The organism is Hydrogenophaga sp. (assembly GCF_025699295.1).
In the GTDB taxonomy this organism is placed as follows: Bacteria; Pseudomonadota; Gammaproteobacteria; order Burkholderiales; family Burkholderiaceae_C; genus Hydrogenophaga.
Genome location: NZ_JAILWB010000011.1, coordinates 175,939 through 192,646, shown reverse-complemented (window position 1 = coordinate 192,646; position 16,708 = coordinate 175,939). Strand labels below are relative to the sequence as shown.

Sequence of the window (16,708 nt, the reverse complement as noted above, 5' to 3'; positions counted from 1 at the left end):
CCAGCGGCTTTCACCACCTTCGTCTGCCTGCTTAGCTGCGATCAGCTGAGCCTCGCATTATGACACAGTTTTTGGCCACTTGTCAAAAAAGCTAGGGTTTCCACTCACTTTTTTGCACCGCCTTCGCCGTCATATCTTCGCCGCTGCACTCAGTGACTTGAGACTCGATAGCGAGCAGCGAAGCCTTGCAGTATACGACAGTTTTTGATCTGCCGTCAAAGCGTCGACAAAATTTTTCGGCAGGGCAGTGCCGCATGCCTAGCTCATCAGTGGCGTCGTACCAGGCTCGCCCCACCAGGTTCTCTTATCTATAAGTAAGTATGTGAAAACCCGGGAGATCTGGCCAGGCTTGCTGCTCCGTGCACCCATGGAACCAGCGGCAATGCCGCGGGGATAATCGCGTCACTTTCGACTCGGGCTTTTCATGGCACTCATCACTCTGCAGGATGCTCAGCTGGCTTTTGGCCACGTTGCGCTGCTCGATCACACGGATTTTGCACTTGAGACGCAAGAGCGCGTCGGCCTGATCGGGCGCAACGGGACGGGCAAGTCGTCTCTACTGAAAATCCTCGCATCGCTGGAGAAAGCCGACGACGGCACGCTGCAGGTCCAGACGGGTGTGCGCATCGCTTATGTGCCACAGGAGCCTGTCCTGGACATGGCATCAACAGTATTCGAAGCCGCCAGCATCGGTCTCGCCGACGCACGGGCAGCGCGTGACCTTTATCTGAGTGGAGCCGACGGGTTGGACCTGGATCAATTGCAAGGGCGCATCGAGGCCCTGGACGCCTGGAACTGGGAGCAGCGGGTCGAGGAAACCCTGCACCGTCTTCATCTGGATGCGCAGGTGCGGGTCGGCACGCTCTCCGGAGGCAACAGGAAGCGCGTGGCGCTGGCACAGGCGCTGGTAAGCCGCCCGGACGTGCTGCTGCTGGATGAACCCACCAACCACCTGGATCTCGACAGCATCACCTGGCTGGAAGATCTGCTGCTGGAATACAAGGGCAGCGTGGTCACCATCAGTCACGATCGTGCCTTTCTGGATCGCGTAGCCACCCGAATGGTTGAACTCGACCGCGGGCGGCTGTTGAGCTATCCCGGCAACTTCGCGCAGTACCAGATGCTGAAGGAAGAGCAGCTGGCGCAGGAAGCGGTGATCAACGCCCGCGCAGACAAGTTGCTGGCCCAGGAGGAGGTCTGGGTCCGAAAAGGCGTAGAGGCACGTCGCACCCGAGCACAGGGACGCATCACGCGACTGCAGCGGCTGCGAGAGCAGCGTGCCCAGCGGCGCGATGCAATCGGCAGCGTGAGGCTGGACGTCGCCAGTGGTCAAGCCAGCGGCAAGATCGTGGCGGAGCTGGAGAAGGTGACGCAATCCTTTGCGGCAACAGATGGCGGAGAACGCACCGTGATCCGGGATTTTTCGTCCACCATCCTGCGTGGAGACAAGATCGGCCTGATCGGACCCAATGGCGCCGGCAAGACCACGCTGCTCAGAATCATCCTCGGAGAACTGCAGCCCACGAGCGGCAGCGTGCGCCAGGGCAGCAAGCTCAGCGTGGCTTACTTCGACCAGATGCGTGACCAGCTGGACCTGGACGCCACTCTGGAGGATTTCATCAGTCCGGGCAGCGAATGGATCGAGATCGGCAACAAGCGCATCCACGTGAAGAGCTACCTGAGCGACTTCCTGTTTTCACCGGCACGTGCCCATGCGCCGGTGCGCACACTGTCGGGCGGCGAACGCAACCGCCTGCTGCTGGCACGTCTGTTTGCGCGCCCGGCCAACGTGCTGGTGCTGGACGAGCCCACCAATGATCTGGACATCGATACCCTGGAGTTACTGGAGGACCTGCTGCAACAATATGAGGGCACGGTCTTCCTGGTCAGCCACGACCGGCGCTTCCTGGACAATGTGGTTACCAGCACACTGGTCTTCGAGGGCGACGGTCGCTGGCGCGAGTACGTAGGGGATGTGCAGGACTGGCTCACACAGTCCGCGCGCGCCGAGGCGCTGCAACACGGGCGGGAGACCCCCGCGCCAGTTCCTGCCCGGCCAGCCGTTGCACCGGCCAGCGAGGAACCATCCAGGCAGGGAGCCACCAGAAAAAAGCTCAGCTACAAGGAACAGCGCGAGTTCGATGGCTTGCCCGCGCGCATGGCTGAACTCGAGGCCGAACAGGCCGGCATCGCCAAGGAAATCGAAAATGGCCAACTTTTTCACAGCGATCCTGCCCGGGCCGCTCAACTTGCCGCCCGGCATGCCGAAGTCGAGGGGGAATGGCTTTTGGCTCTGGAACGCTGGGAGGCGCTTGGCGGCAGCTGAGGGCTCTGCACGGGGTACTCTCGCCTTGGCACCACCTCACACACGCCCATGACGCCAGATCGTCTCGCCTTTGACCTGCAGCGCACGCTGAACGAGCTCGAGCATGAGCGCGAGCGCACGCAGAAGCTGCTGGGCGAGCTCGAACACCAGAACCGCGAGCTCGACCGCTTGCGCGGCACGGTACACCGCGAGTCCAACAGCCGACTGCTGGCTGAAGAAGCGCTCGACGAGACCCGCGACCGATTGCAGCTGGCCGTTGACGCAGCCGGGCTGGCACTGTGGGACTGGCAGTTGCCGGCCACTCAGGTCTTCCTGACCGCCCGTTGGGGAGAGCTGCTGGGCGACATCGCCGCCGACGGCTACTGGGAAGTGCCCGACCTGCGCGCACGCCTGCACCCGGACGACCTCGAGGCTTTGCGCACGCTGGTACTTGCACTTCTCGAAGGCCGCAGCCAGCGGGGTGTGGTGCAGCACCGCGTCCGCACAGCCGATGGCTGGCTGTGGGTGGAGACGCACGCCATGGTGGCCGAGCACGATCCCAAAGGCAACCCGCTGCGGCTCATGGGCACGCTGGCCGACATCAGCGAACGCAAGCGCATCGAACACGATCGCGTTCGCGCGCAGGAAATGGCCGAACAGGCCAGCCGCGCCAAGAGCGAGTTCCTGGCCAATATCAGCCATGAGGTGCGCACGCCCCTGAATGCGATCATGGGCCTGACGCGCATGCTGACGGACTCGCCGCTCAACACCGAGCAGACTGAGTGGCTGGCGCTCATGGACAGCTCGGCTCATACGTTGCTGGGATTGCTCAATGACATCCTCGATCTCTCGCGCATCGAGGCCGGCAAGCTCGACATCGAGAATCTGCGCTTTGACTTGCACCAGACGCTCGAGCAGGTCACGGCGGTCTACGCCGAACTGGCCCGGGCCAAGTCCCTGAGCGTGCGCTTCGACCTTTCGTCGGCGCTGCCGCAGTGGGTGATGGGTGACTCCGAGCGCCTGCGCCAGGTGATGAGCAACCTGCTCTCCAATGCCGTCAAGTTCACGCCGGAGGGCGGCCTGATCGAAGTGCGGGCCACCGCGCTGGCACCAGCCGGCGACACGCAGCAACGCCTGCAGGTGCAGGTACGCGACAACGGCGTGGGAATCGCACAGCATCTCCAGGCTACGATCTTCGACGCATTCACGCAGGCCGACGCGTCCACTGCCCGCAGCCATGGCGGCAGCGGGTTGGGCTTGGCCATCTGCGCGCACCTGGCGCGCCTGATGGGTGGCGACATTGCACTGCAAAGCGCGGCCGGTGCAGGCAGCATCTTCACCGTCACTCTGCCACTGCGCGAAATTCCCACGCTGGAACGCAGCCCGCAGAGCGCCCCGGCCGAGCTGCTGGAGCTTGCGCAGGCCGGGCCACGCTATGTCGGTCTGGTGGTGCTGCTGGCCGAGGACCACCCGGTCAACGAACTCATGATGCGGCAGCTGCTGCTGCGCCTGGGCTGCACCGTGCGCGTGGCACGCGGCGGCGTGCATGCCGTGGCGCAATGGGAACAGGGTGGCATCGACATGGTGCTGATGGATGTACAGATGCCGGGCATGAGCGGCTTGCAGGCCACACAGGAGATTCGTGACATCGAGGCCCGCCGCAAGATGCCCCGCACGCCGATCGTGGCGGTGACGGCCAACGCCATGCCCGGCGACCGTGAAGCCTGCCTGGCAGCCGGCATGGACGGCTACACCGCGAAGCCCGTGAGCCCGCAGGCGCTGATCGAGGAAATGGACCGCGTTCTGAAAGTGAACGAACCCGTCGATGCCCCACGCATTCCTGCTACCGAGTCAGTGCAGACCGAGGTTCCGGTGGGCTCCGCGCGGGCCGCAGCGCACCTGGAAGCGCTGGACGTGGAGAAGCTGCTGCGCCGTCTCGATGGCGACGAAGAAACCCTGAGCCAGCTCGCACAGGCAATGCGCGCCGATCTCGCCTCCCGCCAGCATGATCTGCAACGCGCGCTCGCCGAACGCGACACGGCCGCCGCCGTGGCACATGCACACGGCCTCAAGGGCTCGCTGGGCAGCATGACCGCCGAACGCGGCGCCCGCCTGGCCAAAGGCCTGGAACTGGCCGCGCGCGCTGGCGACTGGCACCTGTTCGCCCGCGCGCTGCCGCTGCTGCAGGCCGAGGCGCGCCAGATCGATCTGGCCCTGGCCGAGTTGCTGCACGCGCGGGGCCGCGACCTGTTCGACACGCGGCTCTGAAGCGAAGGCCTCAGCCTGCGGCCCTGAGGCGCGCAAAAACACGCCAGAAGGCCGCATCCTGCGTGGTCGCGAAGTTGATGCGCATGAGCGTGCTCGGCGTGCGCGCCGCGTGGAACAACGCGCCTGGCGCGATCAGGTAACCCTCGTCCAGCATGCGCTGCGCCAGCGCATCAGTGTCCACCCCCGCGTCCACCCAGCCGAACAAGCCCACCGGCTCGGCGGCAAACGTGCAGCCCGCGCCCAGCGCCAGCTTCACGCTGCGCGCGCGCGCCGCGTCGAGCCGCGTGCGGATGCGCTCGGCGTGGCGGCGCAACTGGCCCTGCTCGATGCACAGCGCCAGCGCCTTCTCCAGCAGCGCGGGCGTGGTCAGCGTGGAAAGCAGTTTGGTATCGAGCAGCGGCTCCACCAGCGCTGGCGGCGCCGCCAGGTAGCCGATGCGCCAGTTGGGTGCAAGGATCTTGGCAAAGCCGCTGACGTAAATCGTGCGCTGCAGGCCATCGAGCGCTGTCAGGCGGGTGGCGTGCTCGGGCGCGATATGGCTGTAGGTGTCGTCTTCGACGATGTGGAAGTTGTGCCGGTTGGCCAGTTGCAGCAAGCGGTGCGCGCTGCCGGGCGAGAGGCAATAGCCCGTGGGGTTGTGGAACACGCTCACACTGACGTACATCTTGGGCTTGTGCACATCGCAGTACCTGGCCATCACCTCCAGATCGGGACCGTCGGCGCGCCGGGGCACCGGCAGAATGCGCATGCCCAGCGCGGCCAGGCGCGCGAACTCCACCGCCCAGCCGGGCTCCTCAACCATCACCGGATCGCCCGCACGCAACAAGGTGCGGCTCACGATGTCCAGCGCATGGGTGGCCCCCACGGTGGTGATGATGTGATCGGCCTCGGCGTGCACGTTGAGCGTGGCGAGCTTCTGGGACAGCACGCGGCGCAGGCCGGCATCACCCAGCGGCTCGCCGTACTGGAGCGAAAAATCCTGCAGCGCACGCGTACCGGTGACCTTGCGCACCGCGGCAGGCATGAAAGTGGATTCAAGCCAGTCGGGCGGAAACACCCCCATGCCCGGATGCGGCTTGTTGCTGACCTTGTGGAACATGCCGCGGATCAGCGCCGTCGCGTTGACGGGCGATGCGCCCGCTCGGGAGCCGGTCTTCGGCCCATCGGCGAGCGCGCCTTCGCCGCGACCAGGGCTCATCTCGCGCACGAAGAAGCCCCGGTTCTTGCGCGCATGCACCAGGCCTTGCGCGAGCAACTGGTCGTAGGCCGCGACCACGGTCGACGGGCTCACCCCGTGCTGCTGCGCGCACTGGCGCACCGAGGGCAAGCGCGCGCCCGGCGCCAGCAGGCGGCTGCGGATGCGGTCGGCAAACCGCAGGGCAAGCTGCTCGGTCAGGGACTGTGCGGAGGTCTTCATCAGCATGGCGGGGGCTTCCTGGGCGGTGCGTGTACTGTCGAAACAACCAATACAGTTTCACAACTGCCATTGCCAACTGTACTGGTTGTGTACTGGCGCCGAACATTACATTGAACCTCCCGCATTGACAAGCCCGATCATGAGCGCCACCGAGCTGACTGCCCTGCTGCTGTTCGCCACCGCGATGAGTTTTTCGCCGGGGCCGAACACGACGCTATCCACGGCCCTCGCCGCCAACCTGGGCCTGCGGCGCGCCATGCCCTTCTGCCTGGCGGTACCGACCGGCTGGACGCTGCTGATGCTGGCCTGCGGCCTCGGCCTGGGCGCGCTGGTGCTGGGCGTGCCGGCCCTGCGCTGGGGCGTGAAACTGCTGGGCGTGGCCTACATGCTGTGGCTGGCCTGGAAGCTGGCCGGCACCGCGACGCTGTCCGAGGTCGACCAGACGCGACTCAACGTGACCTTCCTGCAGGGCGTAGGCCTGCAGTTCCTCAACATCAAGGCCTGGATGCTCGCGCTCACGCTCACCGCGGGCTGGGTGGTCAACGCCGCGGGACAACCGGCGAGCAACCCGAGCGAGCGCCTGGCCATCATCTGCGGGGTGATGGTGCTCTTCGCCTTCACCAGCAACTTCGCCTATGCGCTGACCGGTTCGCTGCTGCGGCAGTGGCTCAGGCAGGGCAGACGGCTGGTGTGGTTCAACCGCGTGCTCGCCGGCGTGCTGATGGCCACTGCGCTGTGGATGGTGACCGTATGAGCACACAGGCATTGCCTGCCCCGCGCTGGATCGACCGGCCCGCCAACCGGGGACTGCTGCTGGGCCTGCTGGGCGTGACGATGTTTGCGCTCACGCTGCCCATGACGCGGCTGGCCGTCGGCACGGTCGATGCGCCACAGATGTCGGGCGTGTTCGTGGCACTCGGCCGTGCTGTCGTGGCGGCGCTGCTCTCCATCGTGTTCCTCGTGGCCACGCGCGCGCCGCTGCCGCGGCACCAGGATCTGTGGCCGCTGGCCATCACGTCGGCTGGTGTGGTCTTCGGCTTCCCCCTGTTCACTTCGGCGGCCATGCGCTACGTGGAAGCGGTGCACGCCAGCGTGATCGTGGGCGTTCTGCCACTGGCCACCGCGGCCGTGGCCGCACTGCTGCACCGCCAGCGTCCGTCCAGCGGCTTCTGGCTCTGCGCGGCGCTGGGCAGTGCGCTGGTGATCGGCTTCGCCGTGCTGCGCTCGGGCAGCGCCGGCCTCAACGTGCACCCGGCTGATGCCCTTTTGCTCCTGGCCATGCTCTGCGCGGCCATCGGTTACGCCTACGGCGCGCGGCTGTCCCAGCGCATGCGGGCCGAGCACGTGATCTGCTGGGCGCTGCTGATCGCACTGCCGCTCACCTTGCCGCTGGCCGTCCTCACCCGTCCGCAGGCAGCGCTGCCCGCCTCGGCCTGGTGGGGCTTCGCCTACACCGCCGTGTTCTCGATGTGGATCGGCTTCTTTGCCTGGTACCGCGGCCTGGCCCTGGGCGGCACGGTGCGCGTGAGCCAGGTGCAACTGGTGCAACCCATCCTCGGCATGTTGTTTGCCGTGCCCCTGCTGGGCGAACGGCTGGACGCGCTCACGCTGGGCTTTGCCGCCGCCGTGATCGCCACCGTCTTCATCGGCAGGAAAATGCCGGTGCACGCCAGCGCACGCGCCGCGACCGAACGGATCTGACCGGAGAAACCCATGAAGCCCAACGACCTGCCCACCCCGTCTACTGCCGCGACGCCCTGGACGCTGGCGCGCCGCGCCGCGCGCATGAACCCCTCGGTCATCCGCGAGATCCTCAAGGTGACCGAGAAGCCCGGCATCATCAGCTTCGCCGGCGGCCTGCCCTCCCCCAAGACTTTTCCTGTGACCGAGTTTGCTGCCGCCTGCGCCAAGGTGCTGGCGCAAGACGGCCAGGCCGCGCTGCAGTACGCCGCCAGCGAAGGCTACGCACCGCTGCGCGAGGCGGTCGCCGCGCAACTGCCCTGGGCGGTGGACCCGGCCCAGGTGCTGATCACCACCGGCAGCCAGCAGGGCCTGGACCTGGTGGCCAAGGTGCTGGTCGACAGCGGCAGCCGCGTGCTGGTGGAAACACCCACCTACCTGGGCGCGCTGCAGGCCTTCACGCCCATGGAGCCCGAGATCCGCAGCGTGGCCAGCGACGCCGAGGGCATCGACGTGGACGATCTCGAACGGCAATTGGGCAGCGGCGCGGACCGCGCGCGCTTCCTGTATGTGCTGCCCAACTTCCAGAACCCCACCGGGCGCAGCATGAGCGAGGCGCGCCGCGCCGCGCTGGTGGCACGCGCGGCCGCGCTGGGCCTGCCCATCGTCGAGGACAACCCCTACGGCGACCTCTGGTTCGATGCGCCACCACCCCCGCCGCTGGCCGCGCGCCACCCCGAGGGCTGCATCTACCTCGGTTCCTTCTCCAAGGTGCTCGCCCCCGGCTTGCGCCTGGGCTTCATCGTGGCGCCCGCGTCGGTGTACCCCAAGCTGCTGCAGGCCAAGCAGGCGGCCGACCTGCACAGCCCCGGCTTCAACCAGCGCATGGTGGCCGAGGTCATCAAGGACGGCTTTCTGGAGCGCCACGTACCCACCATCCGCGCGCTGTACAAGAGCCAGTGCGCGACCATGCTCGACTGCCTGGGCCAGGAGATGGAGGGGCTGGACGTGCAATGGAACTCACCCGACGGTGGCATGTTCCTCTGGCTGCGCTTGCCCGCCGGCATGAGCGCGATCGACCTGCTGCCACGCGCGGTGGACAAGGGCGTGGCCTTCGTGCCGGGTGCCGCGTTCTACGCCGGCGAACCCGATGCGCGCACCCTGCGCCTGAGCTTCGTCACCGCCAGCGTGGAGCAGATCCGCATCGGCATTGCCGCGCTGGCCCGGGCCATACGGGAGCAGCGGGGCACATGACCACCCTGCATCTCTGGGGTCGGCTTAGCTCGATCAATGTGCGCAAGGTGGTGCTGTGCGCGCAGGTGCTCGGCATCGATCTGCCGCGCACCAACGCCGGCCTGGCCTACGGCGTGGTGGACACGCCCGACTACCGCACACGCAACCCCAACGGCCTGGTACCGCTGCTGCAGGACGGTGACTTCACGCTCTGGGAGAGCAACACCATCGTGCGCTACCTCTGCGCCAGGCAGGGCAAGCTCTATCCCGCCGACCTGCGGCAGCGCTTCGACGCCGAGCGCTGGATGGACTGGCAGCAGACCACGCTCAACCGCGCGGGCGGCCCGGCTTTCGTGCAGTGGTTCCGCACCCCGGCGGAGCAGCGCAGCCCGCAGGTGATCGCGCAGTCGGTGGCTGCCACCGAGCCGCTGTTCGCGCTGCTCGACCGGCACCTTGCGCGCCAGCCCTTCATGGCCGGCGACACCCTGTCCATGGCCGACATCCCGATCGCCTGCGAAGTCCACCGCTGGTGGGGCCTGCCGCAGCCACGCCCGCCCAGGCCGCATCTCGAACGCTGGTACGCCGGCTGGCTCGCCATGCCCGCGAGCCGCGGCGTGCTCGATCTGCCCCTGTCCTGAAGCCTGGAGACCTCCGATGACGCAACGCCCGTTCAAGCAAGTCGACGTGTTCACCGACACGGCCTACCTAGGCAACCCGCTGGGCGTGGTGCTCGACGGCAGTGGCCTGAGCACCGAAGCCATGCAGCGCTTCACCGACTGGACCAATCTGTCCGAGTGCACCTTCCTGCTGCCGCCCACCGACGAAGGCCGGGCCGCCGGCGCGGACTACCGCGTGCGCATCTTCTGCCCGGGCCGCGAGCTGCCTTTCGCCGGCCACCCCACGCTGGGCAGTTGCCACGCCTGGCTGCAGGCAGGTGGCCAGCCGCACGCCGGGCAACACGTGGTGCAGGAATGCGGCGTCGGGCTGGTGCGCATCCGGCGCGACGGTGCACGCATGGCGTTCGCCGCGCCCCCGCTGCGGCGCAGCGGCCCGCTCGATGAGACCGACGTGGCCCTGATCGCGCGTGGCCTGGGCCTGGCGCGCGAGGACATCGTCGCCCACGCCTGGTGCGAGAACGGCCCACCCTGGCGCGGTGTGATGCTGCGCTCGGCCGAGCAGGTGCTCGCTGTGCGGCCCGACGCCTCGGTCCTCGCCGGCATGGAGATTGGCCTGGTGGCGCCGCAGCCTGCGGGATCGGACACCGCCTTCGAGCTGCGCGCCTTCTTCCAGAGCCACCAGTCACTCACCGAAGACCCGGTCACTGGCAGCCTCAACGCCGCGGTGGCGCAGTGGCTGATCGGCGCGGGCCTGGCACCGCCGAACTACGTCGCGTCGCAGGGCACAGCCATGGGGCGCCGTGGGCGCGTGAACGTGGATCGCGATGCCGACGGCAACATCTGGATCGGGGGTGACTGCATCACCTGTATTGAAGGCGAGGTGTCGCTGTGAAGCCCGTATCCCTGACCGCTGCCGCGACGCCGCTGCGCACCAAACCATCCAACTACCCCGAGCCATTCGCCTCGCGCATGACGGGCCGGCAGAAACACCCACTGGGTGATCTGTTCGGGCTCACGAATTTCGGCGTCAACCTCGTGCGCATGGCACCCGGCGCGGTGTCCGCGCTGCGCCATGCGCACAGCCGGCAGGACGAGTTCGTCTACATCCTGCAAGGCCATCCGACGCTGCACACCGACGCGGGCCACACCCCCCTGGCACCGGGCGACTGCGCCGGCTTCGCCGCCGGCAGCGGCGACGGCCACCGGCTGATCAACGAGACCTCGCAGGAGGTCGTGTACCTGGAGGTGGGCGACCGCACCGCCGGTGACACCGCAAGTTATCCGGACGACGACCTGCAGGCCCTGCAGCTTGGCGGCCAGTGGCGCTTTTCGCACAAGGACGGAACGCCGTATGACTGAGGCCCGCACCTGCATCGACCACCTCGTGGTGGCCGCGCGCACGCTCGACGAAGGCGTGGCCTGGTGCGAAGCCACGCTGGGCGTGACGCCCGGTCCGGGTGGCGCGCACCCGCTGTTCGGCACCCACAACCGCTTGCTCAAGCTCGATGGCAGCGGCCCGCCCGCCGCTTACCTCGAGATCATTGCCATCGACCCCAAGGCCACGCCCACGCGGGCAGCCCATCAGCGGCGCTGGTTCGACCTGGACGACCCGGCCATGCACGCGCGGCTGGCGCAGCACGGCCCGCAGCTGGTGCACTGGGTCGCCAGCGTGCCCGACATCGGCGCGGCCGTGGCCGCGCTCCAGGCCATCGGCATCCCGCGCGGGCCGGTGGTCAGCGCCTCGCGCCAGACCCCCGAGGGCCTGCTGCAATGGCACATCAGCGTGCGCGACGACGGCCAGCGCCTGTTCAACGGCGCACTGCCCACGCTGATCCAGTGGGTGGGCACACACCCCACCCGCCACATGCCCGACAGCGGCGTGTCGCTGCGCCAGCTGCGCCTGCGCCATGCGGGAGCGGCCGGCCTGCGCGCGGCGCTGCAGGTGCTGCGCCTGAAGGGGCTGACCGTGAGCGACGGCCCCGCCGGCCTCACGGCCGAACTCGACACCCCGGCGCAAGGCCGCGTGGCCCTGCTCTCCTCGCCATGAGCCAGGCCCTGCCCACGCTGTCCGAGATCGAGGCCGCCGCCCGCGTGGTCTACCGCGAGTTCGCGCCCACGCCACAGTACCGCTGGGCCACGCTGAGCGCGCGCCTGGGCACCGACTGCTGGCTCAAGCACGAGAACCACACGCCGGTGGGCGCATTCAAGGTCCGCGGCGGCCTGACGTATTTCGATCAGTTGAAGCACCGGGGCGAGCTGCCGCGTGAAGTGGTCAGCGCCACGCGCGGCAACCACGGCCAGAGCGTGGGCTGGGCGGCTCGCGCGCATGGCGTGGCCTGCACCATCGTCGTGCCGCACGGCAATTCGGTCGAAAAGAACGCCGCCATGCGCGCGCTTGGCGCCACGCTGATCGAACACGGTGACGACTTCCAGGCCAGCCGCGAGCACGCCATCGAACTCGCCGCCGCGCGTGGTGCCCACATGGTGCCGAGCTTCCACGCCGACCTGCTGCGCGGCGTGAGCACCTGCTGGTGGGAGTTCCTGCGCGCCGCGCCGCAGCTCGACGTGCTCTACGTGCCGATCGGCCTCGGTTCAGGCGCCTGCTCGGCGATCGCCGCCAAGCTGGCCCTGCGGCATCCGGTGCGCATCATCGGCGTGGTCAGCGCGCACGCCACCACGTACGCCGATTCACTGGCCGCGGGCCGTGTCGTCGAGGCACCCGTGAGCACCCGGCTGGCCGACGGCATGGCCTGCCGCGTGGCCGACGCCGCCGCGCTTGAGGTGCTGGGGCCGCACCTGGAGCGCATCGTGCAGGTGAGCGACGATCAAATCGCGCAGGCCATGCGCCTGCTGTTCGCCGACACCCACAACGTGGCCGAGGGTGCGGGCGCTGCGGGCTTCGCCGCCGCCTGGCAGGAACGCGACACCCTGCGGGGGCAGGTGGTGGGCACCACACTGAGTGGCGGCAATGTGGACAGCGACATGCTGGCCGCTGTATTGAACGGGCGGTGATCCCCGCGCTGCGCTGCGGCGCGGGTCGTCCTCATTCAATCCGGCTTGACCAGGCGTGCGACCACCTCGCAGAACGCCTCCACCGCGTCGGTCTTGAAGACCACCTCGCGCACGCCCGCCGCCTTGGCCTCCGCCTGCAGTTCGTCGGTGATGTAGCCCGAAGCCACCGCCACCGGCAGTTTCGGGTTGAGCGCCAGCACCGCGCGCGCCACATCCAGGCCCGACATGCCGGGCATGTTGTAGTCGGTCAGCATCAGATGGAAGCCCTGGGGGTTCTCGCTCACGGCCTTGACCGCCTGCTGCTGGTCGGTGAACGCGGTCACGCAGTAACCGCGCCGCTCCAGCAGCCGGCGCACCAGGAAGACGAGCGTGTCATCGTCGTCCAGGTACAGGATGTGAGGTTGTTCCGCAGGCAGGGCTTCGGCCATGGAAGGGGTCTCCGTTCGGTCGGTCTCAGGGTCCTCTGGGGGGCGAAGGGTCATTGTGACGGGATCAGCGGTCTTTGTGGCCGCGACGGGATCGGGGGTCGGTGGAAGCGGACTGTCGGGCGCGGCGGGGAAGTACAGCGTGAACGTCGTGCCCTGGCCAGGGCGGCTCTGCACATCGATGGCGCCGCCGTGCACCTGCACGATGCCCAGCACCACCGGCAGGCCCAGACCGGTCCCCCTGCCCACCGCCTTGGTCGTGAAGAAAGGTTCGAAGATCCGGCTGCGCACCGCCTCGGACATGCCGCAACCGTTGTCGCTCACCCTCAGGCGCACCGCGCCCACTCCCGCCTTGGCGCAGGTGGCGGCCACGTCGGCGGGCAGGCACGGATCGCTCGCGGGCACGCTGTCGAGGTGGCACTCCACCCTGCCGGCGCGGCCCTCCAGGGCATGCACGGCATTGGTGCCGAGGTTGATCAGCACCTGGCCGAGCTGCGTGGCATCCGCCAGAACAGCCGGTGTTTCCGGGTGGCATTCGTGCAGCAGTTGCACGTGCGGGGGTACTGCGGAACGCATCAGCCCGCAGGTCTCGGCCAGGATGGCCCCCACGTCCACGCGCGTGCGCTCGGCCGGCTGCTGGCGGCTGAAGGCCAGGATCTGGCGCACCAGCTCGCGGCCCCGGCGCGCAGCGGTGCTGATCTCGTGCAGGCTCTCGCGCGCCGGCGCGTCGTGCGCGAGGTCCTGGCGCGCCAGGTCGGCGTTGCCGAGGATGGCGGCCAGGATGTTGTTGAAATCGTGCGCCACCCCGCCCGCGAGCGTGCCCAGCGCCTCCATCTTTTGCGACTGCGCCAGCTGCGCCTGCAGGGCCTTCTGCTCGCCCTGCGCTGTCTTGAGCGAGGTGATGTCGATGAAGGTCAGCACCACGTGGCGCAAACCGCCCTGCGCATCGCTCTCGGGGTAGCCGTTGCACAGGGCCCAGTGCACCGTGTCGCCACCGCCCACAGGCACACCCACTACCACGTTCCTCACCGGCAAGCCTGTGGCCAGCACGTGCTCGAATGGCATCTCGTGGCGGCGCATGGGCTGGCCATCCCCGCGCAGCATCTGCCAGCCCGCCCCGGTGGGCTCAGCCAGCGCCGGGTTGGCACCGCCCTCGCTCCAGCCGAAGAAGCGGCGCGCGGCGCTGTTGATACTGGAGATCGTGTGGTTGGGCCGATACACCACCACGCCCGCACTGAGGTTGTCGATCAGGGCGCGCGAATTGGCCTCGCGCAGCTGCAGATCCTGGCGCGCCCTGTCGCCATCAGCACGCAGGCGGTATGCCACCAGCGCGCTGCACAGCACCGCGCGCAGCAAGCCGGCGAGCATGAAGAAGAACAAGGCCGTGGGCGCGACGCTCGCCACCGACAGACCGGCAACCAGCACGGTCAATGCAAACACGATCAGCGCCAGCATCTCCAGTGCAGTCAGGAGCTTGAGGGCCTGCATTTCGGGCACCCGCTTGAGCGGATCGGCCCGCACCATGTCGCGCAGCGCCAGCACGGTCACGGTGATGGTCACCAGGGCAAAGCTCGCCATCCGCATCCGGGGCAGATCCCAGACCAGCAGGAAGACGAGCTGGGCCACCAGCGTGAGCGTGCCCACCAAAGCCACGTGCACCATCGGGCGAGGCAAGTGCAGGTAACTGCGCACACCCATCCAGAACAGCAAGGGAATCATGCACAGGGCCGTGTTGCCCAGACCGAACGCCAGAGCATCAGGCGCGCTGCCGCGCAGCCACAGGCCAACTGATCCGACGATCGACACCAGGGAAGCGAAGCCCCACCAGGACGGGCCGCCAATGCCGGGATATCGGCGCATCAGGCCCCAGAACGCCAGGGCAACCAGCATGTCGACGCCGACCCGCACGGCCAGCAGGGTGGGCATGTCAAACAGCATGTGGGCACACGAAGGGAAACATAAGCGGTCATTGAAGCACGGGGTCTTCACCGCCTAGGGCGGGAAAAGCACCGAAAAGCCGCGCGAGTTCCACCGACCGGCGCACACCAGCCCCAGGCACAGACACCTGTGCGACTGTCGTGGCACCGCGCAGTCGCTGCCGGGACAAATCGCAGCCACCGCGGGGCCACAGAATGCCGCCCATGGGAACCCTCTACCTTGTGCGCCACGGCCAGGCCTCGTTTGGCGCGGACGACTACGACCAGCTCAGTGTGATGGGGCAGCGCCAGAGCGTGCAACTGGGCCGGCACTGGGCCGAACGCGGCCTCGTGTTCGACGCCGTGATCACCGGCACGCTGCGCCGCCACCAGCAGACCTGGGCCGGCATCGCCGAGGGTGCGGGCCTGTCTCATGAGCCGCTGGCCTGGGCAGGCCTGAACGAATACGACAGCGAGGCGGTGATCCGCGCCATCCACCCGCACCCACTGGAGAAGCCGCGCACTGCCGAGGAGGCCCCCGAGCTGTACCGCCACCATTTCCGTCTGCTGCGCGACGGGCTCACGCAGTGGATGGCAGGCACGGTGAGTCCGCAGGGCATGCCGAGCTACAACGAATTCGTGCGCGGCGTGACCAGCGCACTCGACCATGTGCGCGCGAACCATCATGGACAGAACGTGTTGCTGGTCTCCAGTGGCGGCCCGATCTCCACCGCCGTCGGTCACGTGCTGGGGCTGAGTCCGGAGGCGACGATCGAACTCAACCTGCGCATCCGCAACAGCGCGGTGACCGAGTTCCAGTTCAACCCCAGGCGCCACACGCTGCTGACCTACAACACCTTGCCCCACCTGGACAGCAAGGACTTCCGCGACTGGATCACTTACGCCTAAGCCCGTTCGTTCGGACCGGACCCTTTGCCAGGCTCAGGTCGAAAGGACTAGCCCGCGCGGGTGCCCGCCTGATAGGCCGTGCGTTCGCTCAGCGTGTCCGGCGGCAGCCGGTCGATTTCCGTCAGCAGCTGCGCCAGCGCGCGGCCGGCCGCATCCAGCACGGCCCGTCCCTTGTCGGCACTTGCGGCGCCCGCGTTGCCGACCGCGCCCGTGGCGTTGTAGTCCTGCATCTGCCAGGCCAGCTTGGCGCTCTTGCCGTTGCCCAGGATGGGGAAGCCGCGCGCGCGGTCCTGCGAGGTGGAGCGGAAGTACTCGGCCTGCTGCATGCGCACGCGCCCGGGCGCGAGCGCGAGCATCAGCGAGGTTTCGATCTCGCCGGCGTGGATGCCGAAGCGGTGTTCCTCGGCGCTGAACAGCGCGTTCACGTCCTGTCCCTGGGCATCGCGCAGCGGCAGGTGGAACCAGTTCACGCTGTAGACCAGCATGCCCAGCCGCGCGCGCAGGTCACGCGCCACCAGATCGAGCGCGCCCACCTGCCCCCCGTGCGCGTTGAACAGCACCAGCTTCTTCACGCCGCTGGCAGCGACGCATTCAGCGATCTCGGTCCACACCCGCAACAGGGTTTCGATCTTCAGCGTGAGCGTGCCGGCAAAGCGGGTGTGCTCGGGGCTGAAGCCCACGGCCTGCGTCGGCAGGAAGAGCGCCGGCAGATCGGCCGCCAGATGAGGCAGCGATGCCTGCACGACACCGTTGACGATGTCGGTGTCGACCGACAACGGCAGGTGCGGGCCATGCTGTTCGATGGCCGCCACCGGCAGCACGGCAATGGCGCGCGCGAGGTCCAGCGAGGCGAAGTCGGCCGTGGACAGGTCGGACCAGAAACGGGCGGGGGCGGCAGGCATGCGCGCATCTTAAGCCCGCCCCCG

General features: G+C 68.1%; 14 protein-coding genes. 11 read left to right on the top strand and 3 right to left on the bottom strand.

The genetic code is table 11. The features are described from left to right. The first annotated feature begins 424 nt into the window (after positions 1–424). Together K5880_RS13795 and K5880_RS13790 are read left to right on the top strand one after the other, a co-directional pair. Positions 425–2,326: an ATP-binding cassette domain-containing protein gene (locus tag K5880_RS13795; RefSeq protein ID WP_297653211.1), complete on the top strand. Its 1,902-nt coding sequence runs from the start codon at positions 425–427 to the stop codon at positions 2,324–2,326. A 48-nt stretch (positions 2,327–2,374) separates the two neighbouring features. Continuing rightward, positions 2,375–4,573 (top strand): PAS domain-containing hybrid sensor histidine kinase/response regulator, encoded by a 2,199-nt coding sequence (locus K5880_RS13790; protein ID WP_297653208.1) that lies wholly within the window; start codon positions 2,375–2,377, stop codon positions 4,571–4,573. Between the two features lie 10 nt (positions 4,574–4,583). Here the strand turns inward: K5880_RS13790 and K5880_RS13785 are convergent, their stop codons facing one another. Continuing rightward, positions 4,584–5,996, bottom strand: coding sequence for a PLP-dependent aminotransferase family protein (locus K5880_RS13785; protein ID WP_297653203.1), 1,413 nt, complete (start codon positions 5,994–5,996; stop codon positions 4,584–4,586). A gap of 133 nt (positions 5,997–6,129) precedes the next feature. On the opposite strand from K5880_RS13785, the gene K5880_RS13780 reads away from it, so the two are divergent. Genes K5880_RS13780 through K5880_RS13745 form a run of 8 tightly spaced genes read left to right on the top strand, consistent with a single transcriptional unit; the run spans position 6,130 to position 12,532 of the window. After that, positions 6,130–6,744, top strand: coding sequence for a LysE family translocator (locus tag K5880_RS13780; RefSeq protein WP_297653200.1), 615 nt, complete (start codon positions 6,130–6,132; stop codon positions 6,742–6,744). Then, a complete protein-coding gene (locus tag K5880_RS13775) occupies positions 6,741–7,691 on the top strand; it encodes a DMT family transporter (protein WP_297653198.1) in 951 nt (316 codons plus the stop codon). The genes K5880_RS13780 and K5880_RS13775 overlap by 4 nt, the downstream gene beginning before the upstream one ends. A gap of 12 nt (positions 7,692–7,703) precedes the next feature. Then, positions 7,704–8,924 (top strand): PLP-dependent aminotransferase family protein, encoded by a 1,221-nt coding sequence (locus K5880_RS13770; protein WP_297653195.1) that lies wholly within the window; start codon positions 7,704–7,706, stop codon positions 8,922–8,924. After that, on the top strand, positions 8,921–9,541 hold the full coding sequence (locus K5880_RS13765) for a glutathione S-transferase (RefSeq protein WP_297653192.1): 621 nt from the start codon (positions 8,921–8,923) through the stop codon (positions 9,539–9,541). Before K5880_RS13770 ends, K5880_RS13765 begins: the two co-directional genes overlap by 4 nt. Before the next feature lie 16 nt (positions 9,542–9,557). Further along, a complete protein-coding gene (locus K5880_RS13760; RefSeq protein ID WP_297653189.1) occupies positions 9,558–10,412 on the top strand; it encodes a PhzF family phenazine biosynthesis protein in 855 nt (284 codons plus the stop codon). Next, positions 10,409–10,879, top strand: coding sequence for a cupin domain-containing protein (locus tag K5880_RS13755; protein WP_297653186.1), 471 nt, complete (start codon positions 10,409–10,411; stop codon positions 10,877–10,879). The genes K5880_RS13760 and K5880_RS13755 overlap by 4 nt, the downstream gene beginning before the upstream one ends. Further along, a complete protein-coding gene (locus K5880_RS13750; protein ID WP_297653183.1) occupies positions 10,872–11,567 on the top strand; it encodes a VOC family protein in 696 nt (231 codons plus the stop codon). Before K5880_RS13755 ends, K5880_RS13750 begins: the two co-directional genes overlap by 8 nt. Further along, positions 11,564–12,532, top strand: a complete 969-nt coding sequence (locus K5880_RS13745) for a threonine dehydratase (RefSeq protein ID WP_297653178.1) — start codon at positions 11,564–11,566, stop codon at positions 12,530–12,532. Before K5880_RS13750 ends, K5880_RS13745 begins: the two co-directional genes overlap by 4 nt. 35 nt (positions 12,533–12,567) lie before the next feature. Here K5880_RS13745 and K5880_RS13740 read toward each other — a convergent pair whose 3' ends face one another. Next, complete coding sequence (locus tag K5880_RS13740) at positions 12,568–14,883, bottom strand: PAS domain-containing sensor histidine kinase (RefSeq protein WP_297653175.1); 2,316 nt, start codon at positions 14,881–14,883, stop codon at positions 12,568–12,570. A gap of 215 nt (positions 14,884–15,098) precedes the next feature. Between K5880_RS13740 and K5880_RS13735 the strand changes: the two genes are divergently transcribed. Further along, entirely contained in the window at positions 15,099–15,782 is a 684-nt protein-coding gene (locus K5880_RS13735) for a histidine phosphatase family protein (protein WP_297653172.1), read from the top strand. 47 nt (positions 15,783–15,829) lie between these two features. Here the strand turns inward: K5880_RS13735 and K5880_RS13730 are convergent, their stop codons facing one another. Then, positions 15,830–16,684: a creatininase family protein gene (locus tag K5880_RS13730; RefSeq protein ID WP_297653169.1), complete on the bottom strand. Its 855-nt coding sequence runs from the start codon at positions 16,682–16,684 to the stop codon at positions 15,830–15,832. Positions 16,685–16,708: the final 24 nt, after the last annotated feature.

What these genes read in the sequence shown, in the direction of transcription:
- K5880_RS13790 (WP_297653208.1), top strand. Translation starts at nt 2,375, where the DNA reads ATGACGCCAGATCGTCTCGCCTTTGACCTGCAGCGCACGCTGAACGAG.
- K5880_RS13795 (WP_297653211.1), top strand. Translation starts at nt 425, where the DNA reads ATGGCACTCATCACTCTGCAGGATGCTCAGCTGGCTTTTGGCCACGTT.
- K5880_RS13775 (WP_297653198.1), top strand. Translation starts at nt 6,741, where the DNA reads ATGAGCACACAGGCATTGCCTGCCCCGCGCTGGATCGACCGGCCCGCC.
- K5880_RS13765 (WP_297653192.1), top strand. Translation starts at nt 8,921, where the DNA reads ATGACCACCCTGCATCTCTGGGGTCGGCTTAGCTCGATCAATGTGCGC.
- K5880_RS13760 (WP_297653189.1), top strand. Translation starts at nt 9,558, where the DNA reads ATGACGCAACGCCCGTTCAAGCAAGTCGACGTGTTCACCGACACGGCC.
- K5880_RS13785 (WP_297653203.1), bottom strand. Translation starts at nt 5,996, where the DNA reads ATGCTGATGAAGACCTCCGCACAGTCCCTGACCGAGCAGCTTGCCCTG.
- K5880_RS13745 (WP_297653178.1), top strand. Translation starts at nt 11,564, where the DNA reads ATGAGCCAGGCCCTGCCCACGCTGTCCGAGATCGAGGCCGCCGCCCGC.
- K5880_RS13780 (WP_297653200.1), top strand. Translation starts at nt 6,130, where the DNA reads ATGAGCGCCACCGAGCTGACTGCCCTGCTGCTGTTCGCCACCGCGATG.
- K5880_RS13750 (WP_297653183.1), top strand. Translation starts at nt 10,872, where the DNA reads ATGACTGAGGCCCGCACCTGCATCGACCACCTCGTGGTGGCCGCGCGC.
- K5880_RS13740 (WP_297653175.1), bottom strand. Translation starts at nt 14,883, where the DNA reads ATGCCCACCCTGCTGGCCGTGCGGGTCGGCGTCGACATGCTGGTTGCC.
- K5880_RS13770 (WP_297653195.1), top strand. Translation starts at nt 7,704, where the DNA reads ATGAAGCCCAACGACCTGCCCACCCCGTCTACTGCCGCGACGCCCTGG.
- K5880_RS13730 (WP_297653169.1), bottom strand. Translation starts at nt 16,684, where the DNA reads ATGCCTGCCGCCCCCGCCCGTTTCTGGTCCGACCTGTCCACGGCCGAC.
- K5880_RS13735 (WP_297653172.1), top strand. Translation starts at nt 15,099, where the DNA reads ATGGGAACCCTCTACCTTGTGCGCCACGGCCAGGCCTCGTTTGGCGCG.